Source organism: Kitasatospora sp. NPDC001225, from assembly GCF_053597855.1.
On record NZ_JBSFJC010000163.1, the window covers coordinates 1 to 15,654 of the forward strand.

The window sequence follows — 15,654 nt, forward strand, 5'->3', positions numbered from 1 at the left end:
GAGCGGGGGCGCGAGTTCGGCCTGATCTTCCCCTCGATCGGCACCGACCGGACCATGGACGGCCGCGTCCTCGTCCGCTTCAACACGGCGCCGGCCTCAACGCTCCTCAATCTCCTCACCCTGCTCCTCGACGCCGAGCGCAGGACCGCGTGCGATACCTGATCGGGACGGCCTTCGCCGTCCTCCTCGCCCTCGCGACCGCCATCGTCGCCCTGGGCGTCGTCACCACCCTCCGCGCGGCCCCGCCGCCCGACGAGGACGCCTGACCCCGCCAGCCCCCGCCGCCCACGCGCCGGGGGCTCCGGCACTGCTTCATTCACGCCCTTGACGGCCCTTCACCGGCGGGGCCATGGTCCAGGTCATCCCCAGGTCGGACAGTGAGGTCAACGACGGTGGCAACGGCGGTTCGTGAGCAGTTGGCCAAGGCGCGGCGCTCGGCGGTGCATCTGGAGATGCGCGACAGCTACATGCCGGACGACCCCGAGTTCATCGCCTGGCAGCAGGGCAAGCGGCTCGATCCGGCGGACCGCGAGTCCTGGTGGCGGTCGTGGCTGGACGTGGTGGCTGAGGCAACCGGCCGTGGGGTCGCCATGCGCCGTCTGCGTGTCGTCTCCGAGCCGGTGACCGACTACATCCGGTACGAGAAGGTCTCGCGCTCCTGCTGAACGCCCGCACACCGCCGTCTGGGGACGACATCCGGAAGTGCGGAACCCAGCATCGACCTGATCCGTGCCACCGTTCATCCGGAGCCGCAGGCGGCGGCCGCCAGGGAGGTGGGGATCCGGCAGTCGCCCTCGTTGCCGCACTGGCTCGGGTCTGCGCGCCAGCGCCCCTGTCGCACAGGAGGTCGGCGATGCGGGCGTCGACCTGGTCGCGGTCGTAGCCGCGCCGTACCAGGTCGACGCCGCGGAACTCCTGCGGTGTCGACACTTCGTGCTGCTTCGATCGGCCCTACCCGGGCCGGGAGCGTCGGGTGCCCCGGCTCACCCTTGGTGCACGCAGTACAGGGGGCCTTCGTAGGCCGTGATGTCGATCCCGGGGGACGAGATGATGTAGGGGATGCGCTGAGGGGTGCTCCAGGGCCCGCCGACGTCGTAGTACCTGGTCCACCAGAGCCGTCCGTAGTCCTCGCTCACGTAGTAGACGCAGTACAGGTAGTCGTTGTACCGGGTGACGGCGGGTGTGTATGCGGTGCTGATCGCCTTTCCGGTCTGGTCCACCATGGGTTTGTCGTCGCTCCACTCCCGGGTGGCGCTGTTGTAGGTGAGCCAGTAGAGGTCGTTGCCGCCGCGGTCGTGCACGCAGTACAGGTGGTCCTTGAACCGGTCGATGGCGGGTGCCCGCGCGGTCTGGATGCCGCCGGGGACAGGCTGGTCGAGGCTCCAGGCCTGCTTGTCGGTGTCGTAGGTGAGCCACCGCAGGCCGCCGGCGGTGTCGTCGTGCAGGCAGTAGAGCAAGCCGTCGTAGATGGTGACCGCGGCCGGATTCGTCGACCGGACCTCGTTCCCCTGGGAGTCCTTCACCACTTGCTGCGGGGACCATCCGCCCCCGGGGGGTTGCGTGTTGTAGCGGGTCCACCACAGGCGGGAGTCGCCCTCGGTGCGGTGGTGCACGCAGTACAGGAAGTCGTTGCCGTGGGTCGCCGCGGGTGCACCGTAGGAGGGCAGCCGGTTCCCGGCGGTGTCGACGACGGCCTGGTCGCCCCGCCACTGCCCGGTCTCCTTGTCGTGGATGTCCCACCACAGCTCGGGATTGCTCACCGTGTCCTGGTGGAGGCAGTACAGCAGGCCCTTGTACGCCTCGATGGCGGGAGCGAAGGGCGAGAAGGCCAAAGGGACTTCGAGATCCTTCGACCAGTCGGTGTCGTAGGCGGCCCACCGCAGTTCCTTGTTGGTGGCGTCCATGTCTCATGCACCTCCGTCGGGCCGGCGAACGGGTGCCGGCCCGGTTCTTGGATTGGCGGGATTCCCGGTGAGGACCGGCCCGGTCCGGTCCGTCTCGGCCCTGGTGCACGCAGTGCGGCGGGCCTCGTGATGCGCAGTTCGTCGCAAGAACAGCGCGTCGACGGCACGGGCGTAATCGGGCTCGGAAAAGCCTTTCTCCTCCGGATGGATGTGGTGGTCGAGCCAGTTCATCAGCTGTTTCCCGTGGGCGGTGATGATTCGGGTTTGCACATAGTGGACGTGGCAGCTGACGAGTCCCGGCAGGATCGGCTTGTCGCGGTAATGGACGATTTCCGCGTCCTGCGGGAGACCGCGGACGAGCCGGCCGTACTCGCAGACCGGCAGCCCGTCCTCTACCCGGACGAGCACGTTCTCGCCGTCCTCGTCGTCGGTCATCAGGAACGGGTCGCGGTGGAACCAGAGCAGGTGGCCCCGTACAGCGGGTGGGTCTGCCGGGACCCGGCCCCGGAGGGGCAGAGGTGTTGCATGGGGGCTCACTCCAACGGGGACGAGACGGTGGCGGGGCCCCACGCTCCGCAAGGGGCAAGCAGTCCAGACGTGTACGGATCAAATGGGGATGGGGGCGGGCTGCGCTCCCAGTTTCGCGAGGGCCGACCGGCGCTGCGCCCCGGGCTCCGCCGGTCGGGTGACCCTCGGTGAGACCGGTGAGGGCGGCCCGCCGAAGGCCGACGCGCCCGGCCCGGTTCGCGTCGGTCGACCGTGGTTGCGTCTCTTGTTCATGCGTGTACACCCGGGGTGACCAGCGAAGAGTTGATTCGATCACGATCCATGCCGTCGCTCACGGTATCCATTGCGCAACAGTTCGCAGGCGAATATGACTCGGCTGACCTACTGTGGCCCCGGGCGTCATGTCCCACTTCAAGTGCTTTTGTGCGAGAAATCGATCATGGAGGTCACATGGCCATCGACCCCGGTGTCGACAGCATCAAGTGCGTCGGCTACCTCACCCAGGTCATCACCGCGCCCACCTCGGGCACCCAGGTCACCGGAGAGAAGGAACGCGAACTCAAGACGCAGTACTGGCAGGTGGAGGCCAGTGGGCAGCACTACACCCTCCGGAACGAGGAGACGGGCCAGTACCTGGCCTACGACGGTGACAACGTCATCGTGAGCCAGCACGCCACGGATTGGGACGTGACGATGGAGAGCCGGGGCCGCTTCAAGGTCACGGCGGTCGGCGACGGCCGGGCCCTGTACCTGACCAGTGGCAAGGACGGCGCCGCGGTGGGCCTGGCGAACTACACCGGGGCCAGGCCCCAGCAGTGGTACTTCCAGAGCCGCGACGACGACTGAGGTGTGTCCGCGCACTCTCCGCCGGTGGCATGCGGGGAGCCGGGTTCCGCCGCGGGGCGGGGGGCCGATCCGGCCGCCCGCCCCGCGGGCGTTCCCGCGGCCGGGCGCCTGGCCCGGTTTCGGTGCGGCGGCCCGTCGACGCGCGGCCCGGGGCCCGGGCGGCTACGGGTTGTTGGCCGCGTCGACCGCGTCCAGGACGGAGTCGATGTTGTCGACGGCTGCCTGCAACAGCCCCCGGGCCGCCCTCTGCATCTCGAGCTGGAAGGCGATGCCCTCGACGTCGCCGGCCGCGCTCGCCGCGTAGGTCCCGCCGAGCGCGCCCGGCATGACGTGCAGCCCCTCGGCGGCCTGCACGGCGGCGACCGGGAGCGGCCCGCCCGCTACCGCGCTCCGCCGCCCCGTCGCCGGCGAAACCGTGGCAGGGCTGTTGCACGCGAAGTGGCACGTCTCGCAGCCGTCCGGCGCGGGGAGTGATCCACCCGCCCGATGCGCCGCTCCTCTCCGCCCCACCGCCAGACGGCCGTCCGTCACCTCGCCGTGGCCGCCGCCGTCCTGCTCGCGGGCTGCGGCCCCTGCCACCCCGGCAACGACTCGCACGGACCGGGCTGGTCGCGGTGGTCCCGGCTCGGCCGGGGCCACCGCACCGCGGACGGGTGGTCTTCCCCCAAGAACCCCTGCGCCAGGATGGCCGGGTGAAGATCCAAGCCGCCGCGCCGGATGTCACCGGCTGTGGTCAGCGGACGGGGCCTGGGAGGGCCTGCTCCAGCAGGTCCCGCGCGAGCGCCGGCCGAGGGCGGGGGGAAATCCGGTTGCCGCGGGGCGCCGTCCCGATCATGATCTCCCGCATGGACTTTTGATGACTGCCACGTAGTACGTACCTGTCGCGCGATCGACCTCGGAGCCTGACGAACCGGCCCCGGGGCGATCGGTCGCGCCCCTCGTGAGCATCCGTCAGAGAGCGGGAGTAGCCGAGTGAGTTCGGCATGCCCTCCTGCTGAGTCCTGAAAGACCCCACACACATGAATACCGACCGCAAGGCCCTGTGGGCCGTGCGTCAGTCCGCCCTGCCCACCGTCGTCCGGCCCTGCCCGGACTGCCCCGGCACGCGGCACCGCGCCTCGGGGAAGATCCGCGTCAACGCGAACGGCAAGCTGCTCGACGTCTGGCTGCTGCTGAGCTGCGCGACGTGCGACCGGACCTCGAAGCTGCCCGTCCACGAGCGCGCCCACGTCTCGACGCTGGAGCCGGCCCGGCTGGTGGCGTACGAGACCAACGACCCGGCAGCGGTACGGGAGTTGGTGATGAGCGCGTCGCTCGCGGCGAAGAACCGGTACCGGCTCGACTGGACCGGGACGTGGGAGCTGGAGGCCCGCATGCCGCTGTACGCGCTCGACGACCCGAACCCGCTCCCGGTGCGGGTGCGCTTCGAGCTGCCCGCGCCGGTCCGGGTGGAGCGGCTGCTCCAGCTCGGTCTCGGCCTGAGCCGGGCCGAGGTGCGCCGCCTGGTCGCGGACGGCCGGATCCGCCTGCCGTTCGCGCCGGACGCCAAGGCGCACCAGGACTTCGAACTCACCATCCACGGCCCCGGTTCCGTCGACGAGGCCAAACGCGCGAAGTCCCCCGACACACCCGCCGCCGAACGCACCGACCCGGCCCGGATCGGGCTGCCGCCCGCACCCGGCCGGGAGCTCCCGCGCCGGGCCGCGGCGGCCGGCAGTATCTGATAGGTCGGGCGGACGGCCTGCTCGCGATGGACGAGGAGGCCGCCGACACTGTCCGCGCCCTCGATCCGGCCCGCCCGCGTCCCGCGCGGGCGGGCCGGCCGCGGCAGCGGTCAAGGCCGCGGGGTGCTCCCTCGGCTGATCGTCGGGGACGGGCCGCGCGGGCCGGCTCAGAACCGGTACATGCAGTACAGGCCGCCGTAGTAGGGAGTGAGGTCGAGCCCGGAGCGCGAGTGGGTGCCGGGGATGTGTGCCGGGACGCTCCACTCGTCGCCGAGTTCGTGGAGCCGGGTCCACCAGAGCGACCCGTAGTAGGTGTTCTCGTAGACGAAGTAGACGCAGTACAGGTAGTCGTTGAACCGGGCGATGGCGGGCCGGTAGCCGGTGCGGATCGGGTTCCCGTCGGTGTCCACCATGGGCTCGTCGGAACTCCACTCGTCCGTCGCGCTGTTGTAGGTGATGAGGTACAGCTCGTCCCCGCCGCGGTCGTGCACGCAGTACAGGTCGTTCTTGAAGCGTTCGACGACGGGTGCCCGGGCGACCTCGATGTCGCCGGGGACCAGCCGGTCGGTGCCCCAGGTCGCGGTGGCGGTGTCGTGGGTGATCCACCGCAGGAAGCCGTCCTCGTCGTCGTGCACGCAGTACAGGAGGCCGTCGTAGACGGTGGTCGCGGCCGGGTTGGTCGACCGGACCGCGACGCCCTGGTCGCCCTCCACCGGCCGGTGCGGGGACCAACCATGCTCGGGGCCATCCGAGTTGTAGCGCGTCCACCACAGGCGGGCGTCGTCCTCGGTGCGGTGGTTCACGCAGTACAGGAAGTCGTTGGCGTGCTGCACCGCGATCTGGTCGGACGCGAGCACGGAGTCGCCCTCGACGTCGTTGACGAAGAGCCTGGTGTACCAGGTGTCGTCCTCCTTCTGGTAGCGGTTGCACATCATCTGGAAGGGCTTCCAGCCGCCCGTGCCGAGGGACCAGAGCGAGTCCTTGTACACGTCGATGCCGGGACCGAAGGGGACGCTGCTGGTGGAGCCCCGCTCCTTCGACCAGCCGGTCTCGGGGTCGTAGACCGTCCACCGCATGTAGTTGCGCTCAGAGGTCCGTTGCCACCGCTTTCCCCCGCCGGCGTCGAACCGGCGGACGGGCTCGCGCCCGGACCCGGTGAGCGCGTCGTCGGCGTCCCGCTCGTGGGCGAGCCGGCCGTTGAGGTAGGTGGCCAGGACGGTGCGGTCGTCCCCCATCAGCGCGAAGGTGAACAGGAGTTCGCCGAGGGAGCCGGCGTTGGAGGTGCGGGCGGACAGCAGCGGGGTGGCGTCCGGGTCGAGGACGATGAAGTCGGCCTCGTGCCCCGGTTCCAGCGAGCCGACGAGGTGGTCGAGGCGCATCGCCGAGGCCGAGCCGACGGTCGCCAGGTAGAACAGCTTGACCCCGGTCATCGGGAAGTCCCGCAGGGCGCCGACCTTGTAGGCCTCGCCCGTGGTCTGGAGCAGGGAGAGGCTGGTGCCGCCGCCGACGTCGGAGCCGAGTCCGACCAGTATCCGCCGACGGGGGTCGGTGGCGCGGGGCATGTCGAACAGGCCGGAGCCCAGGAAGAGGTTGGACGTCGGGCAGTGCGCGACGCCGCTGCCGGTCTTGTACAGGCGCTTCCACTCGCGCTTGGACAGGTGCACGGCGTGGGCGAAGACCGCGCCGGGGCCGAGCAGGCCGTACGTCTCGTAGACGTCGACGTAGTCCTCGCACTCCGGGAACAGCTGGCGGACCTTCTCCACCTCGGCCTTGTTCTCCGCCAGGTGGGCCTGCAGGAGCGTGCCGGGGTATTCCCGCCAGAGCTCCCCAGCTGCGCGCAGCATCCCGGGGGTGCAGGCGACGGCGAACCGAGGGGTGACGGCGTAGATGCTGCGGCCGACCCCGTGCCACCGTTCGATCAGCTCCCTGGACTGCTCGTAGCCCACCTCGGGGGAGGCGTCGAGCAGTTCGGTCGGGGCCGCGCACTCCTCGCTGTCCATCAGCACCTTGCCGGCCGCGAGCCGCATCCCGCGGCCGACGCTCTCCGCGAACAGCGCGTCGACCGACTCCGGATAGGTGGCGCAGTTGACCAGGGCCGTGGTCGTGCCGTTGCGCAGCAGCTCGTCGCAGAACAGGGCCGCGACGTCGCGGGCGTAGTCCGGGTCGGAGAACCGGGCCTCCTCCGGGAAGACGTCCGCTTTGAGCCAGTCCAGCAGTTGGTTGCCGTAGGCGGCGATGATCCGGGTCTGCACGTAGTGGACGTGGGTGCTGACGAAGCCCGGAAGGATCAGCTTGTCGCGGTAGTGGGCGATCTTCGTGTCGGGTGGGAGGCCGCGCACGAGGTCGCCGTAGTCCCCGGCCGCGACGATCTTCCCGTCCTCGCAGACCAGCAGCCCGTCCTCCACGTAGACGAGCGCGTCCGCGTCGTCCTCGCCCTCCGGCGTCAGGAACGGGTCGTCGCGGAACCACACCAGGCCGCCCCGGACGGCCGTCAGTGCCGGCCGGCACCGGCCGGCCGCCCCGGCGGGCGGTTCGCCGGCCGCTCGGGTGTCGCGGGTGTCGCGGGTGTCGCCGAGGCGGTCGGGTCCGCCGGGTCCGTCGTCGGAGAACGCAGAGGTTCGCATGGGGCTCACTCCCAAGAGGGCTGAGGCGGCTGCGAGGCCCGTCCGAGGCTCCGGGTTCCCTGTGCTCCCCACCGGACAGCAGGCCGGACGTGTGCGGACCGATCGGCCGCGAGGCGACTGCGCTCCCAGTCTCACGAGGGGCCGACCGGCGCTGCGCGCCGGATTCCGCCGGTCGAGTGGTCTTCGGCGGGACTGGCATAGGTGGGCGCTGGGCGGCCGACGCGCCCAGCCCCGCCGGTGCGGGGGAGCACCTTCCCGGGGCGACAGGGTCGTCGGACAGAAGGCGTGCGAGCTCGACACCCGGCACCGGGACGTGGAGGAGAAGGGCCCCGGGGGAGCCCGGTCCGCTGCGACGTCCTCGCCCTGCGGCTCCTGCGCTAGACAGCGGCCGGAGGGCGGCCCGAAGGCCGCTTGACGATGTACGTACATCAACCTGTTTCCGGCGGCCGCGAATTCCCGGCATATCCGCAGGCAGAAGCGAATCGGACGATCGTCTTCGGGATTACTCCCCGCCATCCGCCAGGGCACCTTTGTCCGCTTTATTCCGTCGGTCCTCGGCAAGGGGTGGTCGATCCCGGCGGCGAGTGACACTCTCTTCCGTTGTCGGCGATACGGGGCCGCGAGGGCCGTGGAAAACAGCCCGGCGCGGGCCGGTCATTTCGCATCGCCAGGTCGCAACGATCCGTCAGTCGAATGGGACAGGGAGAGCGGTACTTCCATGAATCTTCGTATCAGCAAGCGAATTGCCGCGGTGACACTCGCCGCCGCCACCGTGGTCGGCGGAGGCGTCGTCGCCGCCTCGCCCGCCAGCGCCATCGGCCCCGTGCAGTGCCCCGGCGGCGGGGCGAAGGCCTACGGCATCGAGCTGTGGATGTCGGGCTGGCAGCTCTGCTACGCGGGCAGCGTGGGGGCCATCTACCCCAACGTCGACGGCGTGAACCTGGTGACCTCGCAGTGGAACAACGGCATCATCACGGCGAACGGCACGCCGTACAACCTCTACGCCGGCGGAAGCCTCAGCTTCACCAGCGCGCACGTTTCCGAAGTGCAGATCGTGTGATTCCGCCGGCGGCGGCGGGTGTCCTCCGGATGCCCGCCGCCCGCTTTTCTCCGCGTTTCTCCAGGGAGGAGAAGAATTCCGATGCCGATGCCACCGCGGGGACGCGCCCCGCTCGCGCTCACCGTTCTGGCCGTGGCCGTGAGTTCCCTTTCCGCCTGTTCCGGTGGAGGCCAGGAGAATTCCGGCCCGCCGCCGACGGGCCAGGTGCCGGTCATCGACCGGCCGGAGCAGATCACCCTTCCCCTCGACGGCTACAAGCCGACCGCCGAACAGGCCGTGACGATCAGTCGGGCCTCGCACCTCGTCACGGCCCGCTGCATGAAGGACTTCGGCCTCCAGGCCCCGGAGCAGACCTACGACGCCTTCACCCAGGCGGCGACGGCGGCCCGGGAACGGACCCAGCTCTACGGGTACTTCGCCCCGGCGAAGGCGGCCGAGAAGGGGTACGACCGTAACCAGGTCATCCCCGATTCCACCCTCTCCCCGGACGTCACCTCGGTGCTCTACGGAGCGGACCCCTCGGGGAAGCCGGTCACGGGCTTCAACGGCAGGCCGGTGCCCAAGGGCGGCTGCTGGCAGGCCGGCGCGGACGCGCTCGGCGGGCCGCCGCCGGTGCCGGGCACTGCGCAGGGCCTGCCCGACAAGGGCCCCCGGATCCCCCTCACCGACCCGCGCCTGACCGCCGCGTACGCGCAGTGGAGCGCGTGCATGAAGGGGAAGGGCTACAGCTACGCCAACCCGGCGGACGCCTACAGCGACCGCAAGTGGGGCGCGGCGGGCACCACTCCCGCGGCGGGCACCACCCCCGCCGCCGGGACGCCGCCCCCGCGCAGCCCCGACGAGGTGCCGACGGCCGAGGCCGACATCGCCTGCAAGATCTCCCTGAACACGGTCGGCCGGCTCGTCGCGGTGGAGACCGCCTACGACAACCAGTACATCGCGAGGAACGCCGACTCCCTGCGGAGCTTCGCCCAGCAGTTGAGCGCGCGGACGCAGCGGGCCCGGGCCGTCATCGCGCAGGACGGCGCCACCGGGTAAGGGCCGCCGCCCGCGGCGGTTCAGCCCGGGTAGTCGATGGCGTTCAGGGCGAGGTCGTCCATCAGGCGCTCCCTGAAGAGCCACCCGCCGTCGACGCGGACCACCGTGTCGTTGAACCGGCCGTAGGCCGCGACGTGCGGCGTCTGGGTCCGCGGCTCGAAGGCGGCGATGACGACCATGTAGCTCCAGACCGTCGCGGTGTCCGCGTCGACCTCGGTGACGGTCGTGTTGGTGCTCATGTGCCGGTTGCCGGCGCGGCTCGGGCCGTAGTCGTCGAGCCACTGGGCGAGCGCCTCGCGGCCGGTCGTCGTCCCCGTGTAGTTGGTGAGGCTGCCGTCCTCGGTGAAGGTGTCGGCGAAGCCCTTGAGGTCGCCCTCGTCGACGGTCTTCCAGTAGCGGGCCAGCAGTTCGTGGATCTCGAAGCGGTCGGCTGCGGTGATGCCGGACATGCGGGTGCTCCCTATCCGAGGTCGGTGCGAGGTTGGTTCGAGGTCGGTGCGGGGTCTACCTGAGGTTTCCGCGGGCGAAGGCGGCGAAGACGCCCTCGCCGCCCATCGCGTCGAAGAACGCGGCGGCGTGCTCGCTCTGCCAGCTGCCGAGCAGCCGCGTCAGCGCCGGGACGACGGTGAGCAGCTCCGCCCCGGCGGCCCGCAGGGTGTCGCGGCTGTTGGCGGCGGAGGTGCGCGTGCCGGCCGCCGACACGTCGAGCAGGACGGCGACGCCGAAGCCGTCCTCGATCGCGGACAGGACCGGCGGCACCAGGCACACCTCGGTGGTCAGGCCGCCGACGAGGAGGTTCTCCCGGCCGGTCGCACGGACGGCCTCGACGAACGCCGGGTCGTCCCACGCGTTGATGACGCCCGCGCGCCGCACCCGGGCGGCGTACGCGGCGGGCACGAGGGTCTCGAGGTCGGGCAGCAGCGGGCCCTGCTGCCGGTCCTCGAGGCTGCTGGTCAGGACGACGGGGACGCCGACCGCCGCCGCGAAGCGCACGATCGTGCGCACCCACATCGTCAGCTGGTCGCGTTCGTCCTCGCCGGCCAGCTCGCCGGCCCACCCGATCGTGCCGACCTGGTGGTCGATCAGGACCAGCGCGGTGTTGTCGATGGTGAGGGGGATCCGGGGTGCGGTCATGACGCCCTCACCCGCCGGGGCGATCCGTGTCGAACCGGGTCGAATCGGCCCGGACACGCCTATCTGCACTCATGTGCCTACAGTAAGTGACGCCTCGGCGTCTGCGGCCCGATCCACGAGCGGGGCGGGGTGTCGGCGCCGGGACGGTGGCGGACCCGGCGGTGGACGAGGCGTTCGGGGCGTTCGAGGCTTTCGGGGCGGCGCTGACCGTGCCGGGCCGTTGCGCGGGAAGTCGGCCGGTCCGACTTCCCACGCCGAGCCCGCCGAGTGGGGCCGTGGGGTTACGCCCTGCCGCCCCTGTTGCCCCCGCCGCGCAGCAGGTCCGCGATGCGCGCGTCGACCTGCTCGCGGTCGTAGCCCCGCCACCTGATCTCGAACGCCGGCACGGGCGGCAGTGAAACGGCCCCGGACAGGGCCCTGAGGTAGTGGTCGACCTGCTCGCGGTCGTAGCCGCGCCGGACCAGGTCGAAGCCGCGGAACTCCGGTGATGTGGACACCTCGCGGGTCCTCCAATCTCTGACGACTCCCTGACGGCCGCTCGCCCGGGCCGCAGGGATCGAGGCCGGTCCGCGGGGCTCGCCGACCGGGGTGGCGCGTGAAAGGCGTCAGGCTTCTTGATCTTGTCATATGGATCGCGTCAGGAGCCGCGGGACGGCGGACTTCCGGTGCCACCATCCAACTTCCCCGAGAAGAAAGACGGTTCCGACCTTGCACCTCCTCTCCCGCCTGAAACGCGCCCTGGCCTGCGGGGTCGCCGCCGTCGCCGTGGTCTCCGTCCTGACCGCGCAGGCCCAGGCCGCGCCCGCGGCAGCCGCCGCTGCGGCCCCGGTGGACAAGACCTGCGGAACCCCGGCCTCGCCGGGCGGCGGCAACTGCATGACGGCGCTGATCAGTTCCGCCTTCGACACGATCAGGCTGATGCACGACGCCGCCAACCTCAACAAGCTGGACAACGCCGAGTTCACCCAGAGCACCGCGACGAAGCTGAGCGCGAAGTTCCCGGGCTTCAACGTCATGGTGTTCAAGACCGTGGGCACCGACCTGTACGACACCGAGTGGTTCCGGAACGAGTACAAGTCCGACATGCGGGGGGTGCTGCTCGACACCACCTACAAGCTCAACCACTTCCTGGACAAGGAGAAGAAGGAGCCGTCCGGCTACGACGTGTTCCGGATCTGGGTGTTCCAGGGGGACTCGACCTTCCGCAACCGGGGCGACGGCGGCTACCTGAACTGGGCGTTCACCGGCAACGACGGCGACACCGTCAAGAAGGAGCCGTGGACCTGCCGCTCGGGCACCGCGCGGCCCTACAAGTGCGACGGCGACGTGCGCACCGTCCACTTCCCCTCCCGCTCCGGCTACGGCACCAGGACCGGCAGCCTGACCCCCGACTCCAGCGCCCCCGGCTATCACGCCTGCCTGGACGTCAGCGGCAACGGCACCGCGAACGGCACCCCCGTCCAGATGTGGGAATGCAACGGTGGCGACGCCCAGAAATGGACGTACAACGGCTACAAGCTCCAGGCGGCCAACGGCAAGTGCCTCGACCTGGAGGCCAACAAGACCGCGAACGGGACCAAGCTCCAGGTGTGGGACTGCCTGGAGATCCCCGGACAACGCTGGAACATGTCGGCCGGCGGCGGCTTCCGGCACATGACCGACCAGGACGACCGCTCCAAGGACGTCTGCGTCGACGACTTCAGCGGCCGGACCGCCAACGGCAGCACGGTGGCGGCCTGGGCCTGCGGCTCCGAGGACCGGCGGGACGCGCCCAACCAGAACTGGGCCTGGGGCGGCACCCCGCCGACCACCACCCCGCCCACGCCCGGCGGCGGCACCGGCGGCGGCACCGGCGCCGAGGTGTACCTGAAGCTCGACAACGGCCTGGGCGCCGTGCCGGTCAACGGCTCCGCCGGCGCGTCGGTCGTCGCCGGGCTCCGGGGCGGCAACGAGTCCAAGTGGAAGCTCGCCCCGGCGGGCGGCGGCCGCTACCGGATCACCAGCTCGTACGGGCTGGAACTCACCGAGAACGGCGGCTACCTGGCCGAACTCCAGCCGTGGAGCAACTCCTCCCGGCAGAAGTGGGAGCTCGCCGCGATCGGCAACGGCAAGTACCAGATCCGGATCTCCGGCGACGACTGCCTCGCCCACGACGCCGACTTCAAGCAGCTCGGCGTGTGGACCTGCAAGCAGGACTGGCACCAGGGATGGGTGCTCGAATCCACGTCCGGCGGCGTGATCACGCCGACCGACCCGACCACCCCGACGAAGCCGGACCCGAAGCCGGACCCGGACCCCAAGCCGAAGCCGTCCTCCGACATCCCGACCGAGCGGCCGCTGTTCCTGAAGCTCGCCAACGGGCTGGGCGCGACGGCCCCCAACGAGACCGCGAGCTGGGGTTCGCCGATCGTGGGCGGGATCCTGGGGGCGAAGGGGTCCCGCTGGACCATCAAGCCGCTGGGCGGGGACCGCTACCGGATCGTCAACGACCTCGGGTTCAACCTCACCGAGAACCCCGAGACCTACGTCGCCGAGCAGCAGGCGTGGGGCGACACCGCCAACCAGAAGTGGGAGTTCGTCGGCCTCGGCAACGGCAAGTACCGGGTCCAGATCGGCGACGACGACTGCCTCACCCACGACTCCGACTTCAAGCAGCTCGGGGTGTGGACCTGCGAGGGCGGCTGGAAGCAGGAGTGGTCCTTCCAGCTCCGCTGACCGGCGTACGGGCACCGGGGCCGCGCCCGGAGTCGCGGCCCCGGTCGGGGCCGCGCGCGCTCCGTCTCAGGCCTCGTGCACGCAGTACAGGCCGCCGTAGTAGGGCGCGATGTCGAATCCGGTGTACGAGCGGACGTCGGGGATGCGCTCTGGGACGCTCCAGCTGTCGTCGCCCTCGTCGCTGTCGTCGTACCGGGTCCACCAGAGCTCGCCGCGCCCGGAGTCCGTGTCGACGTAGTAGACGCAGTACAGGTAGTCGTTGTGCCGGGCGATGGCGGGCGCATGGCTGGTGCGGACCGGGTTCCCTTCGGTGTCCTCGATGCGCCGGTCGGCGCTCCACTCCTGGGTGCCGCTGTTGTAGGTGATCCAGTACAGGTCGTCCCCGCCGCGGTCGTGCACGCAGTACAGGTAGTCCTTGAAGCGCTCGACGGCGGGTGCCCGCGCGGCCCGGATGTCGCCGGGGATCGGCCGGTCGGTGCCCCAGGTCTTCGTGGTGGTGTCGTGGGTGATCCACCGCAGGACGCCGTCGCCGTCGTGTACGCAGTAGAGGAGGCCGCCGTAGACGGTGAGCGCGGCCGGTCTCGTCGATCGGACCTCGGCCGACCGGTGGTCCTTCACCGGTTGGTGCAGGGACCATCCGGTCTCGGGGCCCTCCGAGTTGTAGCGGGTCCACCACAAGCGGCGGTCGTCCTTGGCGCGGTGGTGCACGCAGTACAGGAAGTCGTTGGCGTGCTGCACCGAGAGCGGACCGGACGTGTACACGGGGTTTTTCTCGACGTCGTAGACGAAGGACTTGCTGTACCACGTGTCGGTTTCCTTGTTGTAGTAGCCCCATGCCAGGCCGTAAGGCTCCAACGCTCCTGCGGCGAAGCAGTGCAGCAGGCCCTTGTACGCCTCGATGGCGGGAGCGGACTTCAAACCCCAGTTGTAGTGATGGTCTTTCGACCAGCCGGTCTCGGTCTCGTGGACGGTCCACCGCATCGTCTTGTCGCGGCTGGCCGGAGTGGCAGAAGTTGGCATGGGGCTCACTCCCGAAGGGGGTCGAGGTGGTCGAGAGGTCCGTCATGGCCGCGGGCTCGTCGTGTTCCTCGAAGGGAACACCTGGCCGCACGTGTACGGATCAATTGGCGGCGAGGCAGCCGCGCTCCCAGTCTTGCCGGGGTCCGGCCGGCGCTGCGCGCGGGGCTCCGCCGGTCGGGTGGTCCCCGGTGTGACTGGTATCGGTGGTCCGTTGGCGGCCGACGCGCCCGGCCCCGCCGGTGCGGGGGATCGTGGTCGCGGATTCCGTACCGCGCACGTGCGCGACGACTGACCAGCAATGGAGTACTTCGATCACGATCCATATCTTCGACCCGGTTCCGAATTCCATGATGGTACGTAATCGAACATGATCTGCCCGGCCCTATCGTGGCCCCCGGACGCCACGTCCTGTTCCCAGCGCTTTCGCGCGAGAAACCGATCATGGAGGCCGCATGGACATCAAGCCCGGCACCTACAGCATCAAGTGCGTCGGATACCTCACCCAGGTCGCGACCGCGCCTGCCTCGGGCGACAGGGTCGTCGGACAGAAGGAGCGCGAACTCGACACCCAGTACTGGGAGCTGGAGGAGAACGGGCAGTACAACACCATCCGGAACGTCGGTACGGGCCGGTACCTGGCCGTCGACGGCGACAGCGCCGTCCTGAGCGAGAATCCCGAGGACTGGGACGTGACGCTGGAGAACCAGGGGCGCTTCAAGGTCGCGGCGGTCGGCGACGGTAGGGCCCTGTACCTGACCGGCGGCAAGGACGGTTCCCCGGTGGAACTGGCCAACTACACCGGAGCGAAGCCCCAGCAGTGGTACTTCCAGAGCCGCGACGACGACTAGAGCAGCCCCGTCGGCGGGGCGCGGACCGTGGCAGGACTGTTGCCCGTGAAGTGGCGCAGCTCACTGCCGTCCGGTGCGGGGCGTGATCGACTCGACCGATGCGCCAGCCCTCCCCGCCCCGCCGCCCGTTGACGGCCCGGCATCCCGCCGCGTCTGCCGTGGCCGCCGCCACCGCCGCGTTCCTGCTCGCGGGCTGCGGCACCGCGACGGCCGCCACCGGAGGCCGCGGTCGTC

Annotated in this window: 15 protein-coding genes and 1 pseudogene; 8 read left to right on the top strand and 8 right to left on the bottom strand. The window is 70.5% G+C overall.

Going from position 1 to position 15,654, the window contains the following annotated elements; genetic code table 11:
* Nucleotides 1–392 precede the first annotated feature (392 nt).
* A pseudogene (locus ACWDCZ_RS34435) lies at nt 393–644 on the top strand (DUF6879 family protein); the annotation flags it as partial.
* Between the two features lie 339 nt (nt 645–983).
* Here ACWDCZ_RS34435 and ACWDCZ_RS34440 read toward each other — a convergent pair.
* Complete coding sequence (locus tag ACWDCZ_RS34440) at nt 984–1,904, bottom strand: hypothetical protein (protein WP_449817920.1); 921 nt, start codon at nt 1,902–1,904, stop codon at nt 984–986.
* 3 nt (nt 1,905–1,907) lie between these two features.
* Nucleotides 1,908–2,339, bottom strand: a complete 432-nt coding sequence (locus ACWDCZ_RS34445) for a hypothetical protein (protein WP_449817921.1) — start codon at nt 2,337–2,339, stop codon at nt 1,908–1,910.
* Between the two features lie 522 nt (nt 2,340–2,861).
* On the opposite strand from ACWDCZ_RS34445, the gene ACWDCZ_RS34450 reads away from it, so the two are divergent.
* A complete protein-coding gene (locus ACWDCZ_RS34450; RefSeq protein ID WP_449817922.1) occupies nt 2,862–3,257 on the top strand; it encodes a hypothetical protein in 396 nt (131 codons plus the stop codon).
* A 162-nt stretch (nt 3,258–3,419) separates the two neighbouring features.
* On the opposite strand, the gene ACWDCZ_RS34455 is transcribed toward ACWDCZ_RS34450, so the two are convergent.
* On the bottom strand, nt 3,420–3,836 hold the full coding sequence (locus ACWDCZ_RS34455; RefSeq protein ID WP_449817923.1) for a DUF6245 family protein: 417 nt from the start codon (nt 3,834–3,836) through the stop codon (nt 3,420–3,422).
* On the opposite strand from ACWDCZ_RS34455, the gene ACWDCZ_RS34460 reads away from it, so the two are divergent.
* Both ACWDCZ_RS34460 and ACWDCZ_RS34465 read left to right on the top strand, forming a co-directional pair.
* Entirely contained in the window at nt 3,744–3,953 is a 210-nt protein-coding gene (locus ACWDCZ_RS34460) for a hypothetical protein (protein WP_449817929.1), read from the top strand. The two genes, ACWDCZ_RS34455 and ACWDCZ_RS34460, sit on opposite strands and share 93 nt — an antisense overlap.
* Nucleotides 3,954–4,276: 323 nt before the next feature.
* Nucleotides 4,277–4,981 (top strand): DUF1062 domain-containing protein, encoded by a 705-nt coding sequence (locus tag ACWDCZ_RS34465; RefSeq protein ID WP_449817924.1) that lies wholly within the window; start codon nt 4,277–4,279, stop codon nt 4,979–4,981.
* A 167-nt stretch (nt 4,982–5,148) separates the two neighbouring features.
* Here ACWDCZ_RS34465 and guaD read toward each other — a convergent pair whose 3' ends face one another.
* The gene (gene guaD, locus ACWDCZ_RS34470) at nt 5,149–7,605 is read right to left on the bottom strand and encodes a guanine deaminase (protein WP_449817925.1); all 2,457 of its coding nucleotides are present in this window, start codon (nt 7,603–7,605) and stop codon (nt 5,149–5,151) included.
* 718 nt (nt 7,606–8,323) lie between these two features.
* Here guaD and ACWDCZ_RS34475 point away from each other — a divergent pair.
* Nucleotides 8,324–8,665, top strand: a complete 342-nt coding sequence (locus ACWDCZ_RS34475; protein WP_143204695.1) for a hypothetical protein — start codon at nt 8,324–8,326, stop codon at nt 8,663–8,665.
* 81 nt (nt 8,666–8,746) lie between these two features.
* The gene (locus tag ACWDCZ_RS34480) at nt 8,747–9,703 is read left to right on the top strand and encodes a hypothetical protein (protein ID WP_449817926.1); all 957 of its coding nucleotides are present in this window, start codon (nt 8,747–8,749) and stop codon (nt 9,701–9,703) included.
* A gap of 20 nt (nt 9,704–9,723) precedes the next feature.
* Here the strand turns inward: ACWDCZ_RS34480 and ACWDCZ_RS34485 are convergent, their stop codons facing one another.
* From ACWDCZ_RS34485 to ACWDCZ_RS34495, 3 genes are all read right to left on the bottom strand, one after another.
* A complete protein-coding gene (locus ACWDCZ_RS34485) occupies nt 9,724–10,152 on the bottom strand; it encodes a nuclear transport factor 2 family protein (protein WP_117484976.1) in 429 nt (142 codons plus the stop codon).
* A gap of 55 nt (nt 10,153–10,207) precedes the next feature.
* Nucleotides 10,208–10,837, bottom strand: a complete 630-nt coding sequence (locus tag ACWDCZ_RS34490; RefSeq protein WP_117484974.1) for an isochorismatase family protein — start codon at nt 10,835–10,837, stop codon at nt 10,208–10,210.
* Nucleotides 10,838–11,118: 281 nt separating this feature from the next.
* Nucleotides 11,119–11,334 (bottom strand): hypothetical protein, encoded by a 216-nt coding sequence (locus tag ACWDCZ_RS34495; protein ID WP_074005380.1) that lies wholly within the window; start codon nt 11,332–11,334, stop codon nt 11,119–11,121.
* Between the two features lie 211 nt (nt 11,335–11,545).
* Between ACWDCZ_RS34495 and ACWDCZ_RS34500 the strand changes: the two genes are divergently transcribed.
* A complete protein-coding gene (locus ACWDCZ_RS34500; RefSeq protein WP_449817927.1) occupies nt 11,546–13,552 on the top strand; it encodes a ricin-type beta-trefoil lectin domain protein in 2,007 nt (668 codons plus the stop codon).
* 66 nt (nt 13,553–13,618) lie between these two features.
* Here ACWDCZ_RS34500 and ACWDCZ_RS34505 read toward each other — a convergent pair whose 3' ends face one another.
* Nucleotides 13,619–14,572 carry a hypothetical protein gene (locus ACWDCZ_RS34505; RefSeq protein WP_387975081.1) on the bottom strand — a complete coding sequence of 318 codons (954 nt, stop codon included), beginning with the start codon at nt 14,570–14,572 and terminating at the stop codon, nt 13,619–13,621.
* Nucleotides 14,573–15,024: 452 nt separating this feature from the next.
* Between ACWDCZ_RS34505 and ACWDCZ_RS34510 the strand changes: the two genes are divergently transcribed.
* On the top strand, nt 15,025–15,420 hold the full coding sequence (locus tag ACWDCZ_RS34510) for an RICIN domain-containing protein (RefSeq protein ID WP_449817928.1): 396 nt from the start codon (nt 15,025–15,027) through the stop codon (nt 15,418–15,420).
* Nucleotides 15,421–15,654: the final 234 nt, after the last annotated feature.

What these genes read in the sequence shown, in the direction of transcription:
- ACWDCZ_RS34505 (WP_387975081.1), bottom strand. Translation starts at nt 14,572, where the DNA reads ATGCCAACTTCTGCCACTCCGGCCAGCCGCGACAAGACGATGCGGTGG.
- ACWDCZ_RS34450 (WP_449817922.1), top strand. Translation starts at nt 2,862, where the DNA reads ATGGCCATCGACCCCGGTGTCGACAGCATCAAGTGCGTCGGCTACCTC.
- ACWDCZ_RS34465 (WP_449817924.1), top strand. Translation starts at nt 4,277, where the DNA reads ATGAATACCGACCGCAAGGCCCTGTGGGCCGTGCGTCAGTCCGCCCTG.
- ACWDCZ_RS34460 (WP_449817929.1), top strand. Translation starts at nt 3,744, where the DNA reads ATGCGCCGCTCCTCTCCGCCCCACCGCCAGACGGCCGTCCGTCACCTC.
- ACWDCZ_RS34510 (WP_449817928.1), top strand. Translation starts at nt 15,025, where the DNA reads ATGGACATCAAGCCCGGCACCTACAGCATCAAGTGCGTCGGATACCTC.
- ACWDCZ_RS34485 (WP_117484976.1), bottom strand. Translation starts at nt 10,152, where the DNA reads ATGTCCGGCATCACCGCAGCCGACCGCTTCGAGATCCACGAACTGCTG.
- ACWDCZ_RS34445 (WP_449817921.1), bottom strand. Translation starts at nt 2,339, where the DNA reads ATGACCGACGACGAGGACGGCGAGAACGTGCTCGTCCGGGTAGAGGAC.
- ACWDCZ_RS34475 (WP_143204695.1), top strand. Translation starts at nt 8,324, where the DNA reads ATGAATCTTCGTATCAGCAAGCGAATTGCCGCGGTGACACTCGCCGCC.
- guaD (WP_449817925.1), bottom strand. Translation starts at nt 7,605, where the DNA reads ATGCGAACCTCTGCGTTCTCCGACGACGGACCCGGCGGACCCGACCGC.
- ACWDCZ_RS34490 (WP_117484974.1), bottom strand. Translation starts at nt 10,837, where the DNA reads ATGACCGCACCCCGGATCCCCCTCACCATCGACAACACCGCGCTGGTC.
- ACWDCZ_RS34480 (WP_449817926.1), top strand. Translation starts at nt 8,747, where the DNA reads ATGCCGATGCCACCGCGGGGACGCGCCCCGCTCGCGCTCACCGTTCTG.
- ACWDCZ_RS34440 (WP_449817920.1), bottom strand. Translation starts at nt 1,904, where the DNA reads ATGGACGCCACCAACAAGGAACTGCGGTGGGCCGCCTACGACACCGAC.